This window comes from Micromonospora sp. LH3U1, from assembly GCF_028475105.1.
Lineage (GTDB): Bacteria > Actinomycetota > Actinomycetes > Mycobacteriales > Micromonosporaceae > Micromonospora.
On record NZ_CP116936.1, the window covers coordinates 6,365,044 to 6,383,088 of the forward strand.

The 18,045-nt window shown below is 63.5% G+C and carries 13 protein-coding genes; 5 read left to right on the forward strand and 8 right to left on the reverse strand.

The window, feature by feature from the left end; genetic code table 11:
- The first annotated feature begins 847 nt into the window (after positions 1–847).
- Entirely contained in the window at positions 848–2,752 is a 1,905-nt protein-coding gene (locus PCA76_RS29210) for a hypothetical protein (RefSeq protein WP_272613618.1), read from the forward strand.
- Positions 2,753–2,827: 75 nt separating this feature from the next.
- Positions 2,828–3,265 carry a hypothetical protein gene (locus PCA76_RS29215; RefSeq protein ID WP_272613619.1) on the forward strand — a complete coding sequence of 146 codons (438 nt, stop codon included), beginning with the start codon at positions 2,828–2,830 and terminating at the stop codon, positions 3,263–3,265.
- Here PCA76_RS29215 and PCA76_RS29220 read toward each other — a convergent pair.
- From PCA76_RS29220 to PCA76_RS29235, 4 genes are all read right to left on the reverse strand, one after another.
- Positions 3,255–4,031, reverse strand: a complete 777-nt coding sequence (locus tag PCA76_RS29220; RefSeq protein ID WP_272613620.1) for a glycosyltransferase family 2 protein — start codon at positions 4,029–4,031, stop codon at positions 3,255–3,257. The two genes, PCA76_RS29215 and PCA76_RS29220, sit on opposite strands and share 11 nt — an antisense overlap.
- Positions 4,019–4,840: a GntR family transcriptional regulator gene (locus PCA76_RS29225; RefSeq protein WP_272613621.1), complete on the reverse strand. Its 822-nt coding sequence runs from the start codon at positions 4,838–4,840 to the stop codon at positions 4,019–4,021. Before PCA76_RS29225 ends, PCA76_RS29220 begins: the two co-directional genes overlap by 13 nt.
- 149 nt (positions 4,841–4,989) lie before the next feature.
- Positions 4,990–5,235 carry a precorrin-4 C11-methyltransferase gene (locus PCA76_RS29230; protein WP_272613622.1) on the reverse strand — a complete coding sequence of 82 codons (246 nt, stop codon included), beginning with the start codon at positions 5,233–5,235 and terminating at the stop codon, positions 4,990–4,992.
- 91 nt (positions 5,236–5,326) lie between these two features.
- Entirely contained in the window at positions 5,327–5,662 is a 336-nt protein-coding gene (locus tag PCA76_RS29235; RefSeq protein ID WP_272613623.1) for a hypothetical protein, read from the reverse strand.
- A 549-nt stretch (positions 5,663–6,211) separates the two neighbouring features.
- Between PCA76_RS29235 and PCA76_RS29240 the strand changes: the two genes are divergently transcribed.
- Positions 6,212–6,634, forward strand: coding sequence for a GntR family transcriptional regulator (locus PCA76_RS29240; RefSeq protein WP_272613624.1), 423 nt, complete (start codon positions 6,212–6,214; stop codon positions 6,632–6,634).
- Positions 6,635–7,174: 540 nt separating this feature from the next.
- Here PCA76_RS29240 and PCA76_RS29245 read toward each other — a convergent pair.
- Both PCA76_RS29245 and PCA76_RS29250 read right to left on the reverse strand, forming a co-directional pair.
- The gene (locus PCA76_RS29245) at positions 7,175–9,100 is read right to left on the reverse strand and encodes an AAA family ATPase (protein ID WP_272613625.1); all 1,926 of its coding nucleotides are present in this window, start codon (positions 9,098–9,100) and stop codon (positions 7,175–7,177) included.
- Between the two features lie 568 nt (positions 9,101–9,668).
- Positions 9,669–11,012 carry a hypothetical protein gene (locus PCA76_RS29250; protein ID WP_272613626.1) on the reverse strand — a complete coding sequence of 448 codons (1,344 nt, stop codon included), beginning with the start codon at positions 11,010–11,012 and terminating at the stop codon, positions 9,669–9,671.
- Between the two features lie 933 nt (positions 11,013–11,945).
- Here PCA76_RS29250 and PCA76_RS29255 point away from each other — a divergent pair.
- On the forward strand, positions 11,946–13,022 hold the full coding sequence (locus tag PCA76_RS29255; protein ID WP_272613627.1) for a hypothetical protein: 1,077 nt from the start codon (positions 11,946–11,948) through the stop codon (positions 13,020–13,022).
- A gap of 3 nt (positions 13,023–13,025) precedes the next feature.
- Entirely contained in the window at positions 13,026–13,475 is a 450-nt protein-coding gene (locus PCA76_RS29260; RefSeq protein ID WP_272613628.1) for a DUF3883 domain-containing protein, read from the forward strand.
- 163 nt (positions 13,476–13,638) lie between these two features.
- Here PCA76_RS29260 and PCA76_RS29265 read toward each other — a convergent pair whose 3' ends face one another.
- Positions 13,639–17,250, reverse strand: a complete 3,612-nt coding sequence (locus tag PCA76_RS29265) for a tetratricopeptide repeat protein (protein ID WP_272613629.1) — start codon at positions 17,248–17,250, stop codon at positions 13,639–13,641.
- Positions 17,247–17,609 (reverse strand): hypothetical protein, encoded by a 363-nt coding sequence (locus PCA76_RS29270; protein ID WP_272613630.1) that lies wholly within the window; start codon positions 17,607–17,609, stop codon positions 17,247–17,249. Before PCA76_RS29270 ends, PCA76_RS29265 begins: the two co-directional genes overlap by 4 nt.
- Between the last annotated feature and the right edge of the window lie 436 nt (positions 17,610–18,045).

An 18,045-nucleotide genomic window follows, 5' to 3' on the forward strand; every position in this document is an offset into this window, starting at 1 on the left:
ATTTTGACTCACTGCTCGCCGAATTCGACCTACACCACTGGAGCCAGAGCCCGTACGTCTCGATCGTAGGCGCTCCAAAGTCAGGCAAGACACGACTATTGGAGCAATTTATAGAAACCCTCCTTGGAGCAGGCCAGGTTCTACATTTCGACGGGAGACGTGAACGGTCGGAAGAAGAGGTACTACTCCGCGCAGTTGCGTGCGCTTCTCCAGGCGAACTGCTTCATACGCGAGATGCCCTGGTGAGAACGGCAGGCCAAGTATCTTTTACGAATGCGACCCTTAACGGATCCCGGGTTCAAGTAAGGTTCAGCCCCTTCTTCTCGTTCTTCGGGCGGCGCTCGGAACCACCTGCAGCCCCGCGGAGCAAGCTACCAGTTCTTCTAGAAGATATAAGCGAAGTAGGACGGCCAGCATGGGTGGTAATTGACCATATCGATGAGGCGGCCGAACCCCTTAACGTCATGGCAGATCATCTCAAAGAACGCATAATGCGGACCGAAGGGCTCTACTTCATCGGAGTAAGATCGGATCACTCCGAACGGGAAACACCGAGCCTCCTCCTAAGGCAGGGGCCACTCAGACCGACTGTGTTTGAAATGAACGCATTGGAGATCCACAAGCTGCATGATTGGGCGGAAAAGCTGGGCTTGCGAATCGAGCTAAGTGATGCGGAGTTTCTCCACGCCCAAACAGACGGGCTAGCTGGCGCCGCTTGGACACAAATGGCACGCCTGATCGTCAAGGGCTGGAGTCGGAAACCCGTTAATAAGAGGCGGCTGAGAGCATGACTAAAGCGCGAAGCGCGTTCGACGGTGAGGACTTCCCGGCAGAGGATCTGCTAATCATGCTGGGCTCCCCAATCTCCAGGTTGCTGATACTTGAGAAGTTCTCACCGGGCGAAGCTCACGCCTATTCGGGTGGAAGGTTCACGTCAGAAGCGTTCGGCCCACTGACGGATATCGCTTTCACACGCGATCCAGTATCTGGAGATTTCTACACACGCCCCGAACTGGAACCAGTCCTACTATCCACTTTATCCGATGTTTACCCATCGGCAGCACCCGAGCTAGGTGAACTTTTAATCACTCGGCAAATCGGATATGAAGTCCTGGATAGCAATGATCTTTTGAGCTGGATGCTGCGTAACCGCGGGCACCCGATTGCGCGTTCTTCCGTAGCTGCCGCCGCCGCTTTTACTCCCCGAGAAGTAGAAGGCATCTTTCATAGTTTACGCCATTTGAATCCCGGTGCCTACCAGGTAAACATGGCTCTTTCGTCATATGCCACGGCAGCCAAGCGTTGGTTCGACATCCTGAAGCCGGCGGCTGCTAGCAACAAGGACAGCTATGGCGCCTTGATTGCCTTAATGACGTATGGGTACCCTCAAGTGAAGCGCAGAACACCCTCTGCACCGGCACCCGGATTATCGACGTCCGACGGCTTCGTGCCTTTGGCTGTTCAACAGGGGCCGAAACGCTCAGGATCACGCAACGCCACCACGCTTGTCTCACAACCAGAGACGACGGGTTACTTTTTTGGCCAGCGTAACCTACTAGCACGCCCCGCTTTGACGAACGGGCAGCGGGAGACCTCGGAGGGCTACCAGAGCCCCTTCTTCGGGCTTCCAGGGGTAACCCTCAGCGAAAGCACGGTGCAGCTCCTCAAGCTGGTTATCTCTGATCGAGGACCAAGCCAAGTTAACGAAACTTTAGAGCTTGACGTTGACTCACAATTAGTGCGCCGTGAGGCCGCAATAGCTATCTCAGATACAGCGATGCATGAAGGTGTTCTCTTCGTATACCTGGGTTCACTACCTAGCTCCATAGCAGACGCTCTGCCAATATCCGTTTCCTCGCTTGCTGGAGACCGCCTAATTCCGGGTGGCGGTCCAGTCATTAGCAGGTACAGAGCGGAAATGACCGCAGCATTGGCGAAAGTCGCCAGGTATGCAGTGGATGCTGGCGGGATCCTTTCCGCCAGCGACTGGTCTCGCATCGATCGCTCCGTTCGGGAGCCTTGGCGATTCGTCAGCACCAGCCGTGAATACGTTGACGTCTCGATGGTAGAGGTTGCATGGACAGAGCCACTGCGTCCGCACACCGCCAGCCGCGAGCTTTGGCCATTCAATGGCGCTTCCAAGGGAAGCGTTCCAGTAGAAGGGTTCCGTAACGGCAGTGACGATAGCTACTCCGTCAGAATTTCACTTTCAGACATGCGGTCACTGAAAGCCCTGGAACTCGATTCAATCCCTCGGCCACCGAGATTTCCTGCGCTGACTCGGCCATCAAGGATTCTCGCTCACGTTCAATGGACAACTGCGGCATACCTCAGTCTGCTGACTCTTGTTGCTGTCTGCGCCGCCGCGCTTATAACCCTGTCCTTGGCGATGACGAACGGTGGAGTTTCGGATTTTGACTATTCTACTCTTTCACTGGTCGTCTCTCTCGCCTCAGTAACAACGTCCCCCTTTATCGCATATCTAGCCACTGTAGGCCACCGAAAAGAAGCAGGACTCCTAAGATATCGCTCAGTATTAGTCCGCGCAGCCGCAGTAGTGGGAATTACTCTGCTCTTCTCCGCCGCGTCTCTACTTTCCGGCTCACACTCAGAAATCGGGTACGCCGTCACAGGGGGCAACATAATAGTGGCGGGTTATCTGCTTTTCTCTGCAATAATTTCCTTGATTCTCCGACTATCATCGAGGACGACCAACACAAGAATATTGGGGTCGCACGAAGAGCAACATTAGCAGCAGCGTCAACATCCTCGCCTAGATTAGCTCTTGCGATGATTGACCTCGGCCAAGATGGGTAATTTTTGCCGCATGGCACGAGAAATCAATTCACTTGACGTACAGCATGCTCGCCCGCCCGGAGTCGATGATGTAACTGTTGAAGCCCTAGGCGAATTGAGTAAGGCGCTGGAGACGATCCACCGCGTACGCGGCCACCTGTACTCGGCGCACCAGCTCGTCGGCGGCGCCGATCTCACCCTCGATCGGGTGGTGATGCTGCTCCGCGAGGCCGGGCACGACGAGACGGCCGACCGGGTCGAGCACGAATTGTTGGGGCGCAACCTGCTACCCGGCCGTTGGACCTTCCAGATCATGGAGGAGTTCGATGACGGCTACTACGCCGCGTTCCAGGAGATCGAGCGGGACGCGCGGGAGAAGCTAGCAGGCGGCCGGCGGCACATCTTCGAAGCGGAGATGAAGGAGCGACGGCGTACCCACGGGATGCCGGGGCACGAAGCTACGCCGTAGCGCTGCCGCCGAAGCCGTTCGGGATCATCGAGGCCAAGGCGCTGGCCCGCGCCTCGATGATCCTCATCCGTGCCTGGTACTCGGCCGGTTCCCGGTGCGCGGACTGGCTGGTGACCTGTCCGGGCCACTTGCGGTAGAGCAGGCCGTACTCCCGGGTGAAGTAGCCCGCGGTGACCGCGTTGGCTGCAAGCAGGAGGCCGGTGTCCTCGGAGGCGGGCAGCGCCATCCAGCCGCCCAAGGCGAAGACAAGATCCCGCCGCAGGCACAGGGTCGCCGGGTGCACCGATGCCCGGTAGTCGTTGGCCTTCCAGAACGACAGGACCGAACCGCGGTCGATGAGCCCGCCGGCCGGATCCTTGTCCCATCCGGCTGTCGATCCGTCGGGCAGCAGGTCGAGTACCCGCGAGGTGGTCCAGCCGATCTGCGGGTGCGCCTCGAATGCGGCGATGTCCCGGGCGAGCGCGCCGGGGGTCAACTGGTCGTCGGCGTCCAGCACCTTGATGAGTTGCCCAGAGACCCGGGAAAGCGCGAGGGTACGGGCAACACCAGGCCCACCAGGGCGGCCGGTGCCCAGACTGATCCGGGGATCGCCGGGCAGCGCGTCGACCAGGGCGCCGGTCTGCCCGTCCTCCTGGACGAGCCATTCCCAGTCCCAGCCGTCAGGCATCTCCTGCTTGGCCAACGACCCGTAGGCGCCAGGCAGGTGCTCGATGCTGGGCGCGTGGACCGGGGTGATGACCGAGACGACCTGAATCAAATTTTCCACCGCTGGAGTTTGTGGGAGTAGACAAGCTCGGTGCGGTCGCCCGGCATCACCACATCGGCGACCTCGACGACTCGACCAGTGGTGTCGGTCGAGGTCTTCCGCACGGTGAGCACGGAGACACCCGGGTCGATGTCCAACAGCTCGGCCTCATCGGGCGACGGCGGTCGTGCCCGGATCTCGTCGTCGATCCGGTCCAACTCGATGCCCAGCGTGTAGAGCTGATGCTGCGTCCCGCCCGGCCACGGTTCCTTGCCCGCGTCGAGCAGGTCCGGGTTCGCGGCCACCAGGTCGTGCGGCAGGTAGGAGTACGACACGGTCAGCGGCGCGTTCTCATGCCGTGACGACGTCCAGTAGACCCGGCGAAGCAGCGGCGTACCCGGCTCGACCTGGAAGGCCGCCGCCATCTCCGCGTCAGCCTCAACCCGGGAGTATTCGGCGTGGAACTTCAGGTCGTCCACGGTCAGGCCGGTGTCGTGTTCGGTGGCACCAGTCTTGAACCGCTCGTCCTCGTCGAGCAGGACGCGATCCTTTTCCCACTGGTACCGCTCGGTGTTACGACGCCGTACCCGCTGGCGGGGCGCCCGCACGTAGGTGCCGCGCCCCTGCTCCGCGCGGACCAGGCCCCATTCCCGGAGCTGCCGGATGGCGTTGCGGACGCTCGTGCGCGACAGGCCCGAGGTGTCGGCCAACTCGGTTTCGCTGGGCATCAGGGTTCCGGGGGCGAGTTCGCCGCTCACGATTTTCGCCCGCAACTCTTCCGCGAGTTGCAGGTAGCGAGGGCGCCAGTCCCGGCCTTGCACACCGGTCACCGTACCCCCTAGACGTTCCAACGTCTGCCAGGTGGTCCCGCCGGCCGGCCGCTCAGGAACCGGCGGTACGGCTACCGCCGCTCGCGGTGGCCGCGCAGGGCGCAGGCCAGGAGTACGAGGAACGGCTGAGCCCCGACGGGCATTGGCGTTCACCGCGCCCCTCCGGCCCGCTCGCCGCCATCTGCCGGTGTCAGCATCTCCAACTGGGCGTAGACCAGCTCGTCAATGAGCCGGTCCACCTGCGCGGACGACAGAAGCACGGTCTGCGTCGCGCCGTAACGGGTCGCGTCGAGCTTCACGGCCAGGTCCCGGCGGGCGAACCGGTCAACGACCAGTTGGACGGCGACCCAGCCGGTCCGCTCCCGGCCAATCGTGCTGAGCAGCCCGCGGTGCATCGGGTCGTTCGGTCCACAGCCTCGACACCACACCGGGCACACGACTGGCGCAATCGACGATGGCGGCGGCCTCTCTGGGATGGCAGCGCCCTCACTCATCGCCGGCACCCTGCTGCCTGGTGGCCTGGGCCAGCGATCCGCGAAGTTGCTCAATCAGTTGGGCTGCCTGCGGCAAGGACAACTCCGCCCAGGCGTTCCCGGCCCGGCACGTCACATGAACACCGACCATGGGACCGCCCAGAGCCTCACTGCTGATGAGGTAAGTGACGACAAGGCCGCCCGCCCGACTGTCGCCGGCCCGCTGCATGGGGCCGCGATGACGGCGGGCCATATGCGTCATCACCGGCGGCACCAGGTAGCCGCAGCGATCCGGGGCGCACCAGTCCGGGTGACTCGTGACGGCGGCCGGCTTGTTCGTACGACTCATCGCGGCCACCGCCCGCCGTTGCCTCGGAAGAGCTGGGCTCGCGTCACCAGGGGTGCGTACCGAAGCGCAGGCAGGTCGCGGGTGACACCCGTCGACCACCGCGGCGAGGAGGTAGTAGATCCCGCGCGTGGACTCGACTGAACGTTGCTGGTGATACCCCGGGCAGGTGGGCGCCTCCGAGACCACCAGGACGAGAACCAACGGTGTCGACGATGAGAGCCGGACATCGCACCTCCACAGGTAGACGGGGACCGGTGGCCAGCCACGGGGGAATGCAGCCGGCCACCGGCCCGGATGAAGGCGCGGCGCACCGTCCGACGCCGGACGGGTCGGGTATCGCCGAGCCAACTTGTACGCGCGACTACCGCAACCGGTCCGACAGGACGCCGCGCATCAGGTGCGACCAAGGCCAGCGACATCACCGCGGACACTCGCCGTCACCTCAGCCGCACATCAGGAAACGTATCTACAAGTGGATGAGTTGTCTAGACGTCGAAACAGGTCACTTGGTTGGCACTTGGTAAGACAAGTGCCAGGTACGGTGAGCAGGTGCCCACCCCGCACTTCGGACAGCCCCGCTATCGCGCCATTGCGGATGAACTAAGGGAACGCATCGAGAGCGGTGCCATCCCGCCCGGCGCCCTCTTGCCGACCGAGAGCGCCCTCACCGCCGAATTCCGGGCAGCCCGCGGCACAGTCCGCCAGGCTATAGCTGCCTTGAGGGCCGATGGCTACGTCACCACCGAACACGGTCGCGCCACCTATGCAAGTCTCCGCCCGTCGGCGGACAGAGAAACCACAGCCCATCTACTCACGACCGCACAGCGAGAAGTCGCCGCAGACCCGGAGCTTGCAGCCCTCTTCGCCGTAGAGGTGGGCACACCCCTGGTCGAACAACAAAACATCGATCAATCATGTGGAACCGTCAAAGCAGTCGTCAGAACTTACAGATTGCTCCGGCCAAGCCAGTAGCCTCTGTTCGCAGCATCGATACATCCTTAAGGCGGCCCACAACGGGCCGCACGCACCGCCGCCTGGGCGCGCGCCGGCCGCTGCCGCTGACGCTCTGCGGCCGTCACGCAGGACGCCCGGCGGCTGGCGCGGAGAGCCGTAGAGCCCGGTGGGCCGCCGCAGAACGACAGAAGCGTTGACCGGTGGATGGTGGGCCAGCAGCCGTCCTGGCCGCGCGGCCAGGACCACGCGGCGTAGGGGAGCGCACGCCGGCCGCGTTTGGCGAGCTGGCGGCGGCCGCGGGGTGGCAGTTTGATGCGCCTCCGGCGGGGGCCGCTCCGGCTCCAGGATGGCTAGGGCTCCGACGGCGGGTCACGGTCGGCGGGTGGTTGCGGGAGGCCATCCCGCCTGCCCCCGACCCGGACGAGCCGAGCAGACCACCTCCCGACCCGCCAGCGTCCGAACCTGCGTCAAGGTCCACTTGACGTGGCGGGCCGGGCGGCGGCCCGCTCCCCAGGAGGGCGGGTCGATGGCATACCGGATGGCGACGGGCGCACCAACTTACTCGGCGGCTGGCTTGACGAGAGGCTCCACCGCGTTCCGGCCAGGGTGATGAATGGTCGACACCGTAGGCTGGTCGTAATCGAAAACAATTTCGGAGAAACCCCGGCGATACTCGTCCGGCAACTCATTGTCGGCAACAATGAATTGCACTTTGCCCTGGTTCGCATCCGATTGAGTGACAATCCGTCGGTAAAGTGCGGCGGCTAGACTCTCTGCGGTGTTGAGCGCGAGGCGAGGGCTATCGATCATCACGAAGGCAGGGTAGGGCGTATCGCGCTGCCGCAGGGCTACCGATAGAAGTGACGTCCAGTACGCAACCTGAGTCGCCGTAACGATGCCCCCACCCTTGCTCACCGTGTCGAACCTCTGCCCGTTAAGAAGTGGCAAATAGTTCGTGCGATGGATGCCAGCGGACTTCACACCTGGGATCCCCAACTCGGTCACGGTCGTCGAGAACTCATCATTGAGGTCGTCGAGAATTTCGCTCCGTCGCGCAGTCATCTCGGCCTCGGCTCTTCCGATGGCCGCTTTGGTTCTATCCCTCTCCTCGCGTTTGCTATCTTCTACCGCCGTTAGATCATTGACTCGGTCCCATTGTCGCAGAACCAGCTCCAGGTGCTGCTGCTCTGCGCGGGCGGAGGCAAGACGGTCGGATGCGTCGGTGAATGCTTGAAGGCGAGGCGTGACCCTTTCAGATGTCCGGAGGTCCAAGTCCTCGGAAAGCTTGTGCACCAAGTCTTCCCGATCTTCCACAGCCTGAATCGTCATGCCGACCTGCTGATCAATGATGCTGAGCTGCTCGACCATCTCATCAAGCTGTGCAGCTAGCTGCCTGATTTCATACTGGTCCAGGTCTACATCACCAGTCACAGGGTCTGGCTGTAGACACAGTCTGCAACTTGAGGTAGGCACGTCCCGTTCCCGCAGGGACTGCATACAACGCGGACACGCAACAAATTCAATCTCAGCCAGTCGTGCGCCAGCATCTCGCATGCGCATCAACCGGTCGACATCAGTCTGGACGCGGCGACGCTCTAGCTGGTATTCCCGGTGCTGGCGCGTCAGGGCTACGACGTCCGATCGGGCATTCGCAAGGCTGCGCTCCGCTTCCGATAGCAGGTCGCGGAGGACTTGCGTCTCACGGTCAGTGATCGGATCTATCTCTTGAAGTAGAGCGTCACGCTCCGCTTGGGCGGCGACCTGTTCAGCTTGGGCCGATTCATATGCACGGATGGCCTCCTCCTGGCCAGTCATGTTACTAGCCCGGAGGAACTCAAGAACGGTCTTCGTCTCTCTTTCAGCGTTTGCAAGATCGCCTGACAAGGTGTTCAGTTTGGAACGCATTGCGAGGACATCGGCGTCTGTCAGGCCGAATAAAAGCTCGAAGACCGCCTTCCGCTTAGGGTCGAGATACTGATCCTTGCTGCTTGCAATGTCTCGGTTGATTTCTGATTGAGGAATGTATAGGAAAGAGAAGATGTCGGCGAAGCTGATGCGGGCGCCGGCCTTCGTACTCGTGCCACCCCGGGCCGCAGCCTTCATGTCGTCGGGCAAGCCAAGGGTTGACATTAAGAGCGAATTGAGGCTTGGCGGACCCCCTGTGACCCGATGATCGGCAAGGCGCTCCTGGAGGACGAGATCGATCACGCGAACAACGTCACGCTTCTCGCTATCAATGCCCCTTGTTAGTCGTAACCGAGAGTGCCCAATAGTCACGTCGAGGCTTACGTCCTGTACATATTCGGTCGCTACTGGCGCTATCAGCGCATTCCCACCAAACCCGAACTTGATCATCTCAAGCAGGGTTGTCTTTCCCACCCCTGTGGGTCCGGCGAGAACTGTCAGATCCGAGGTGAAATCGTAGTGAACCTCACCCTCGGTGGTGAAGAGCGTGACGGAATTGAGTCGGAATTTTGTAGTCATCTAATCACCTGTCGATGCGGGCGATCCATCAGATCTGCCAGACGCCCGTAAATGATTTCCTTCAAGGCGTTTCCCGTCAGCCCGGAGGACGCTTCTGCTACGGCGTGACATCTATCGGCGATCTCGGACCATTGGTCACTTGCCTGCATTTGGCGGGCCAGCTGCTTCCCGTTAGTCGTTGCCACGAGAGCCACGCTTCCCCTTCTGCCTCGTGCATAACGGAGCAACCCTCGGCCCACTAGAGCTCCTATTATGGAGTAATACCTGTCGTCCCATGGGCCATATTTGTAGCGAGTCATGGGAGACTCGACGTCTGTGGGGTCGGCCTGGTCTTCGAGAGATAAGTGCAATCGAGGGTCCGAAGGTCGGAGATTCGTCAAGACCTGTGGTGCTAGCGCAGGGTACCGGAGGAGGAAGTCTAGTTTGGCAAGCTTGGTGAGCCCGTCCAACTTTCGCGCGTGACCTGGTGCAGCACATACTGCGTCAACAAGCAGTAGTATGCGTGCCTGGTGGTAGGCGAGGTCCTCTCGCAGGAGCGCGAGTTCGAATTCCGCATCGACGCCCGCCATCATGCGGCACCTCGGCGAGCACGGAGACGGGCGATTTCTTCCTCTACATCAAAACTGTTGCTAAACCAGACCTGACAGCGGTTGGCAAGGTCAGCAGCCCCGCCGAGGAGAAGATCTTCGTCCATCTCGCCGGGCAAAGCCTCTACGGGCAGCTTGCTGAGCCGGTCCTGAAGCTCCTCCCAGAATTGGCTACCCCAGGCACCGCTGGAGGTCCGTGAACTACTGGTGGCGGCATCACTCACCTTGAGCAGGAGACGACGCAAGCGGCTTTGCTCTACCCGGGAAGCCGGCTCATCATTCGTTTTGGACCGCCAGTAATCCTGATAGTCGATCCGCAACTGCTCAGCTCGCTCAATACTATTGTCTGAGCATCCCCCCACCGACATTTTTACGGCTAGCCTCGTAGAGCGTGGGAGTCGCGCGAGCGGGCGGTATCCGTCGGGATAGGCGATTGCCGTCCGTATTGCTACGTCGATATCGGCGAGCGTTACGATCCGGTCGACTAAGCGACGTTCGGCCTCGGCGGCGGTAGGAGTCCGGCTATCTGCCCGAACTGAAATGACCTCCGGAAGTGCTCCAGTAGGTCTTGGCCCAGCCGAGCGCATCCGCGCCCTAAACAGCGACAGCACTGCCTCCCATATCGAATCCGCGGACGCTTGTATTCCGAGTCGGATTAATACGGGGTCGACATACATGTTAGGGGCGGCGTAGGCGATGTAGGTTCGCGCGGGTTGTGAGCACTGTAAGGTGAGGCCGGAAAGAAACCTCGCTACCTCTTCCCTGTCCTCGCCATTGGGCTCCGGAGCGGGAGGGCTTCCTTCTCGTTTCGACTTGCTTTGGCGTTTGATTACCTCGCGAGCGAAGCTCGTGACTATTTCTGCATATTCGCCTTCAGTGTCTAGCGGGGAGCTCGCGAGCCTTTGCGCCCTCATCGCATCGGCTGCCGCGAGAAGACCTTGGGCCGGTCCTGGTGCCAGACCGCCGGTTGTGACGAGTCGGCACGCCGGCTTACCATCCATCGACTTCCAGCGCTCGAACAGATGCCCGATTCCACCTTCATTGACGAGCGCGTTCATCGTGGTATAGGCACCGTAGGATGTCCCCGGATGTTTTGCTGATACCAGCTCCGCATCTTCCTCATCGAGGGCCGCCCAATCCTCATGATATTCACATAGGATTCGGCAATCTCGGGGTGCGAGTACGCCACTTTCGTTGAGGTTGTCTAGGTACAGTCGAAGACCGTCGGCGGACGCCATGGCCGCCTGCCAGTCAAATTGGTCGTAGGTGCGGGCTCCAGCGTCATCGGTAGGCTTGGTTGTCACGACAAGACCCGCTGCGGTCACGCCGGTTACCTCTGAGACCAAGGCGGCACCTGCTCTAGTCGTCCGGGGCTGGATGCTCTGCTCGCCGAGGAAGCGTCTCCTCAGCGATCACTTACTGTTGCCCACCCAATGCGACCACGTGACCGTCTGTCGTGTAGCCGACAGATCAGAGCTGGCTATGCCGAGCCTGGAGCCGGAGCCTTTGACGGCCGACACGGACTCGGTCGGCGGCGTACAGCTCTCGGGATTCGTCGGGACGAATGCCCACGATGACGGGAGACGCCGCGACGGTAGCGCACCCCGCAGGCGTCATCTCGCAGGAACTCCGTACGACGTCAGCGGCCCGCGGCGGCAGGTGACCGCGAAGCCACATGCCATCGCTGCCGACAGCAACGGTGGCATCAACCAGCGAGTGATAGCCGGCGGAGGCCGTGCCCGATGCGTGCCCGATCCGACGGGCGCATGGATGGAGGCCCTCCCGACTGTCCACCTAGTTCTGCCGTGCCGTTTGACTGGCTCCAGGATGTCGACCTGGACGCGGTGCCAATCAGCCATCCGGCGCACACGCAGGCCTTGATGGACCTCTTGGCACGCCCGGAGGAGACGGACGTGCCCCACGAGACCGAGGATGAGGTCGCGGTCGCAAGGGCGGATGTCAGCCGCGATATAGGTTGGTGACCGGCTTTTAAGCGAGACGTCGGCGGCAGCGACGCAGCGAGTAAGCAGCAGGATCTCTGATCGGGATCGGCGCCGAGCGTCGACCGACAGCAATCCGCACCCTGCTCCCCAACGGGAGCCGCTACCAGTCCGCAGCAGCCGATAACTTCGGTCCGCTTCCCCCTGACGGGAGTCATGCCCGGCTACGAAGGCGACCGCCGGCTCTGGGCCACAGAGCCGGGTCCAGCGGCCGGATACATGCTGGCGATCCCACCGACCGGCGCGCAGACTGGACGGATGCACAGTCAGGCACTCCAGGCGTCGACGCTTCCTCGCGTCGGCCCTACGCTGCGCCCTCTTGCGGCACCATGGCCGGCATTGGTTGTGGTTGCCGACACTAACGTCCTGGCTTCGCGTGCCTGCAATGCAGTCCGGAGAGGCCACGACGAGGAGCTCTTCAGCGGGCTGGCGGGAAACGGTCGGTCGAACATCTATGTCTCTGCGCACGTGCCTGAGGAACTTGTCGAGCACCTGCCGGCAATCGCCGCGTCAAATGACGTCCCGGCGTCGGAGGCATCAAGGGTCCTGTGGGGCGAAATCATGCCGGCGGTCCCTGTCGTCGACCTGGCGATTCGCGACTACCTCAGCCCGCGCGTGCGCCCGATGCTCTGTACCGACCGCGAGTTGCCGCGTCGGCTACGGGGGGACCCGGATGACATCGGGACTACTGCGCTCGCCGAGTTGCTCGCTCCGGCGGTGATCCTCAGCAGCGACAGTGTCTTCACGCGACTTGGGTTCGCCAACACTGACGCCGCGACCTGGGTCGGGTTGGCCTACGGCCTGTTACGGGCGGCCGGGTTCGAAGCACGGTTGGGTGACGCGGCCTTGCTCGCGGAGCTGACTGCTCGTACGGTCGCCGCAGCCGGCGGAGCCACCGTCCGCGCCATTCGTAGCTACCCAGTGCCTGCCATCGGACTGCTTGCTGGTGCTGTAGTACTGGCCGGTCGCTTCGGCTATCTCGATCCAGCTCGATGGCGTGAGGGCTGGCATCGTTTCCGCGAGGCGATGGAGCCCTTGCGGGATGGGCTGACGGTTGCCCTTGAGGAACACCAAGCAGCTCGCGGGGCACTTCGCGTCATTGAACCCGCAGGACGGCCAACGGTCGAACAGGCCGCCGCTCGGTATCTCGCCCGCCGACGTGCCGCGCTGACCCCGCGCGAGCTGCGCGACGAGCTGTCAATGTCCGGCTTCACAGCCTCTGGTGCTGAACTCAGGCGCGGCATGCTCAGCCACTCAGCCTTCAGTCGGCGGCCCGGCGACCGGTTCGAGTTGGGGCGGTGTTCGGTCTCGATGCTCGATTGCGTAGAGGGCTAGGCGATGGGCAACAGTGAGATCGAGCGCATTGCCATCGAGTACGTGATGGAGCTCGAACGCCGCAACGGTCGGGTACCGGAAGACGTACATCTCACGAGCGCTCCGTACGACGTCAGCAGCCCACCGCGGCAGATTGAAGTGAAGGCCTTCGGCGCGTCGGCTCGAAGCGCCTCAGTTCCGCTGGAGGACCGACAGGTTCAGGCGGCCCGTCAAGAGCCCGAGAACTTCTACCTCTACGTCGTGGACAACGTCGCGCGAGCTGGCGAGGGATTGATGCGCGTACGGATCATCCACGGTGACGTCCTGACCAGGATGCTCGACCGTACGAGGCCGCAGATCACCTACTGGCCGACGTTGCGTGCACAGGAGTACGACGACGCCGAGCAGCTCGGGCAAACGAATGCAGAGCCAGGCTGTGCCCATGATCCACGGGCACAGATCCGGCACAACTGACACCGGCAAGGGCTGTCAACCGCTGTAAGGCAACAGCAGAGCCAGCCCAGGCCAGACCAGGCAGCCGATCCGCCCGATTCGGGTTGATCAGGAGCAGGGCGGAGGGGTTCAGGGTTCAAGCCCCTGGGTTTCACCCTGCCATCGCGCGACCAACCGCGGGGCCCTACTGAGTTGTGCCGGCGAGCTGGCGGCGGATGGTGACGGCTTCTTCGGTTGCGGCCAGGGCTTCGTGGTGGCGGCCGACCTCAGTCAGATCCACCGACAGGTTGTTCAGGGACGTGGCGAGGTCGGGCAGGTAGAGGGCGGGGTTGGCGCCGGCGAGCTGGCGGCGGATGGTGACGGCTTCTTCGGTTGCGGCCAGGGCTTCGTGGTGGCGGCCGACCTCAGTCAGATCCACCGACAGGTTGTTCAGGGACGTGGCGAGGTCGGGCAGGTAGAGGGCGGGGTTGGCGCCGGCGAGCTGGCGGCGGATGGTGACGGCTTCTTCGGTTGCGGCCAGGGCATCGTCGTGCCGGTCTGCCTCACTCAACCGGTTTGACAGGTTGTTCAGGGACGTGGCGAGGTCGGGCAGGTAGACGACGGGGTTCGCGCCAGCGAGCTGGCGGCGGATGGTGACGGCTTCTTCGATGGCGGCCAAGGCTTCGTCGTGGCGACCAGCCTTACTCAAGCGAGGCGACAGGTTGTTCAGCGACGTGGCGAGGTCGCGCAGGTAGACGACGGAATTGGCGCCGGCGAGCTGGCGGTGGATGGTGACGGCTTCTTCGATCGCGGCCAGGGCATCGTCGTGACGGCCGAGCTCACTCAATTGGATTGACAGGTTGTTCAGCGACGCGGCGAGGCCGGGCAGGTACGCGGCGGGACTGGCGCCGGCGAGCTGGCGGCGGATGGTGAGGGCTTCTTCGATAGCGGCCAGTGCTTCGTCGCGGCGGCCAGCCTTACTCAAGCGAGGCGACAGGTTGTTCAGCGACATCGCGAGGTCCGGCAGGTAGGCGGCGGGGTTGGCCTCGGCGAGCTGGCGGCGGATCGTGAGGGCTTCTTCGATCGCGGCCAGGGCATCGTCGTGACGGCCGACCTCCCTCAAGCGGTTTGACAGGTTGTTCAGCGACGTGGCGAAGCCGGGCGAGTAGGCGGCGGGGTTGGTGCCGGCGAGCCGCCGGTAGGCCGTCGCGGCTTCTTCGATCGCAGCCAGCGCCTCGTCGTGGCGGCCGGCCTCACCCAACCGCGACGACAGGTTGTTTAGGGACGCGGCGAGGTCCGGCAGGTAGGCGGCGGGGTTGGCCTCGGCGAGCTGGCGGCGGATGGTGACGGCTTCTTCGATCGCGGCCAGGGCTTCGTCGTGGCGGCCGACCTTGCTCAACCGCGGCGACAGGTTGTTCAGCGACGTGGCGAGGCCGGGCAGGTAGGCGGCGGGGTTGGTGCCGGCGAGCCGCCGGTAGGTGGTCGCGGCTTCTTCGATCGCGGCCAGGGCTTCGTCGTGGCGGCCGACCTCACCCAACCGCGGCGACAGGTTGTTCAGCGACATCGCGAGGTCCGGCAGGTAGGCGGCGGGGTTGGTGCCGGCGAGCCGCCGGTAGGCGGTCGCGGCTTCTTCGATCGCAGCCAGCGCCTCGTCGCGGCGGCCGACCTTAGTCAAATCCACCGAAAGGTTGTTCAGCGACATGGCGAGGTCCGGCAGGTGGGCCGCAGGATCGGCGTCGGCGAGTTGCCGGCGGATGCCGACGGATTCCTCGGTCGCGGCCACTGCCTCGTCGTGCCGGCCCGTCTCACTCAACGGAAGCGACAGGTTGTGCAGCGACATGGCGAGGCCGGGCAGGTAGGCGGCGGGGTTGGCGTCGACAAGTCGGCGGTAGGTTGTCGCGGCTTCTTCGATCGCAGCCAGCGCCTCGTCGCGGCGGCCGACCTTAGTCAAATCCACCGAAAGGTTGTTCAGCGACATGGCGAGGTTCGGCAGGTGGGCCGCAGGATCGGCGTCGGCGAGTTGCCGGCGGATGCCGAGGGATTCTTCGATCGCGGCCAGTGCCTCGTCGCGGTAGCCCAGCTCACTTAACCGGACCGACAGGTTGTTCAGCTGGCGAGCATACCGAGCGAGCGAGGCCTCCGTCGGCGCGGCCGGGGGCGCGGACGCAGCGACAAGACGTTTGGAGACCGCGACGGCTACGGCCGCCCGGGTCGTAGCGAAGCCGAGTTCTCTGAGCAGAGCATCAGCCTGTTCCACCTCAGCAATGGGCAGTTGCGCTGACGTCGTGCCGCCAGCTATTGCGTCGACGAGATCATCCGTGAACTGGTCAGGATCAAGCAAAATGACGATGGGCACGTAGCGGGCCGGTGCGACCCGTATGAGGTGCCGTAGTCCAGCCTCTATCCGGCGAAGCGCTGCGACGTACCGGCTCCGGGGGGCCGATGACAGACAGCGATGTAGAACCGCAGCAGTCTGCTCCGCTACGCCGGCCTGCGGCCCCGCACACAAGGCCTGAAGATTGACCAACCAGTCGGCAGTGCTGGCAACATGTTCGGCCAGCTGTAACAGGTGAAGGTCAGCCAAGGGGTCCGGGCGAGGTGCCCTCCATACCTGAGAACCCTCGTCGTCTGGGTACAAGTCATGTAGCACCGAGGCCGCGACTGGCAAATCGGCGCCGGCTAGGTCGTTAACGACGGGACATGATGACAGCGCATCAACCGCCACATCGATACTTTCAGCGGGGCGCAGGATCACTGTAGCGAGGGCCCAATCCCGCTGTTCGTCCGTCCAGTTGAGGCCTTGTCCCTCGAAAGCGGCGCTAATCTGCCGCCTCTCGTGCGCGAGCACACCTGACAGAGGGTCCCCGTGGCCTACCCGCCCGTCGATCGCGTGCAGTAGCGCATCGGCGTACAAGTCAAGCGTGGTGGGGAAGTCACGCACGGGCGGCGATAGCGGCCCAATGCTCGGCACCCGTCCATGCGTGACTGACAGCTTCCGGAACGACTCAACCGCGTCTGACCACACATGCTGAACCTGGGGCCCGTCCCACCGGCTCGTCATGGAAACCAAACGCACGGGATCCGGATCCACCCACGCGTGCTGCTCGTGGTCAACCGCAATAGTGCGCCACCAGCCGCGCTCGGACCGCGCTAGCAGCAGCAGCCGTATGATTTCCAGCCCACCGGCTTCGGCAATGGTGTCTAGTATTTCGGCGACCACAGACGCCACATTTTCGGCGTAGTCGACGATCAGCAATGACGGGCGACCGGCCGAAATGAGCCACTGAAGTCCTGCGGTCAGCTCCGGCACTCTCCGCAACTGGCGGCGCAGGCCCTCGGCCTCCGCCCCGGCGCGCGCCAGGTCTGACATGGAGACGGTGCGCCAGCCCGGTGGTGGCACCCGCACGAAGCCCGCCGCGTGCGAGCCTGACACAGCGGCGCACACCCGCGCTGCAAGGAAGGACTTGCCCTGGCCGCCGGCGCCGCACACTAAGCGAACGGTCGGCGCCTTCCCCGAAAGACACCACTGCGTCAGCCACTGCTCCTCCGGACGCTCCTGAGGCGTAACCACGCCGGCATCGTGGCGCAGCCAGCTTCCGATGACGGAGGACCGCACTGGGCCGGTAGCGCCGAAAACCAAACGGGTGGCCTCCGAAGCCGAATCTGGCATCGTGACCCGCACGAACTCCTGGCCGTCAACGCGAAGGACGACATTGCCGTCGCCAGTGATGATCAGGCTGTTGGCGGCCGCGCCGACCGCCCGGTCACCGGAAACCTCTATAGGCGACGATGGTAGGCCGCTCCTGCCCGCGGTCACGGCTTTCCGTGATAGCCACCGGCACTGCCATCGCCCACCACGTTGCCGTCGCCTGTGATCGCCGTACCGCTCGACATCGAACCGATCGAACGCTCACCCGACACCACGGTTTTGCCCGGCTCCGCAACAGAACCCTCAGCAGCGCGAGCGGAACCGCCGCCCGCACCCGGGGTAACAGGATGGCGCCAAGCGAGATACGCGACAACCAACCCCGCTGCGGCGAACACTGCTGCCGCTACCGTCGCCCACCAACCAGCCCGCTCCAGCCCTTCGGACCGCAGGAACAGCACGAAAAGGACAAGCGCTGCCCCAACAAGCACCAATAGGCCAGCAGTCAGGAACGGCCGAACACGACTCACTCACCCAGCATGCCTGCCTCATCGACCCGACCCCTCCCCCGAACGGACGGCAGATGACCAAAGCGTGTCGGGTTACGGCACCCGGCAAGATCCGGAAGCTGCGACGCGGCGGCCCTCGGACGCCGTCGTCGATTGCCTCTGCGTGTCGGAGGTGTCGACAGCAACGCCGACAGCAACCGCACCGGACGGGGGAGCACAGGCGAGCGCGGAGGCGGACGGGTAGTCCGGGCTAACGATCGTCGGCGGACAACGACGGACGTGGCGCACAGAGCTTGTAAGGGAGATGTCTCGCTCCCACCCATCGCCCTTACACGGCTGCCGATTTCCTCTGTTCTGGATCAAGGCGCCGCGCTCCGCGCGGCGCGGGCGGTGAGCCGGCCGGCGGCAAGCCGCCCCGGCCGCCTCCGGCGCCGGGGCGGAGAGCCACCGACTGCCG

Bases quoted from the DNA above. Each gene is read 5' to 3' on its own strand.
- PCA76_RS29210 (WP_272613618.1), top strand. From the start codon at position 848: ATGCTGGGCTCCCCAATCTCCAGGTTGCTGATACTTGAGAAGTTCTCA.
- PCA76_RS29215 (WP_272613619.1), top strand. From the start codon at position 2,828: ATGGCACGAGAAATCAATTCACTTGACGTACAGCATGCTCGCCCGCCC.
- PCA76_RS29230 (WP_272613622.1), bottom strand. From the start codon at position 5,235: ATGCACCGCGGGCTGCTCAGCACGATTGGCCGGGAGCGGACCGGCTGG.
- PCA76_RS29235 (WP_272613623.1), bottom strand. From the start codon at position 5,662: ATGAGTCGTACGAACAAGCCGGCCGCCGTCACGAGTCACCCGGACTGG.
- PCA76_RS29245 (WP_272613625.1), bottom strand. From the start codon at position 9,100: ATGACTACAAAATTCCGACTCAATTCCGTCACGCTCTTCACCACCGAG.
- PCA76_RS29255 (WP_272613627.1), top strand. From the start codon at position 11,946: ATGCACAGTCAGGCACTCCAGGCGTCGACGCTTCCTCGCGTCGGCCCT.
- PCA76_RS29260 (WP_272613628.1), top strand. From the start codon at position 13,026: ATGGGCAACAGTGAGATCGAGCGCATTGCCATCGAGTACGTGATGGAG.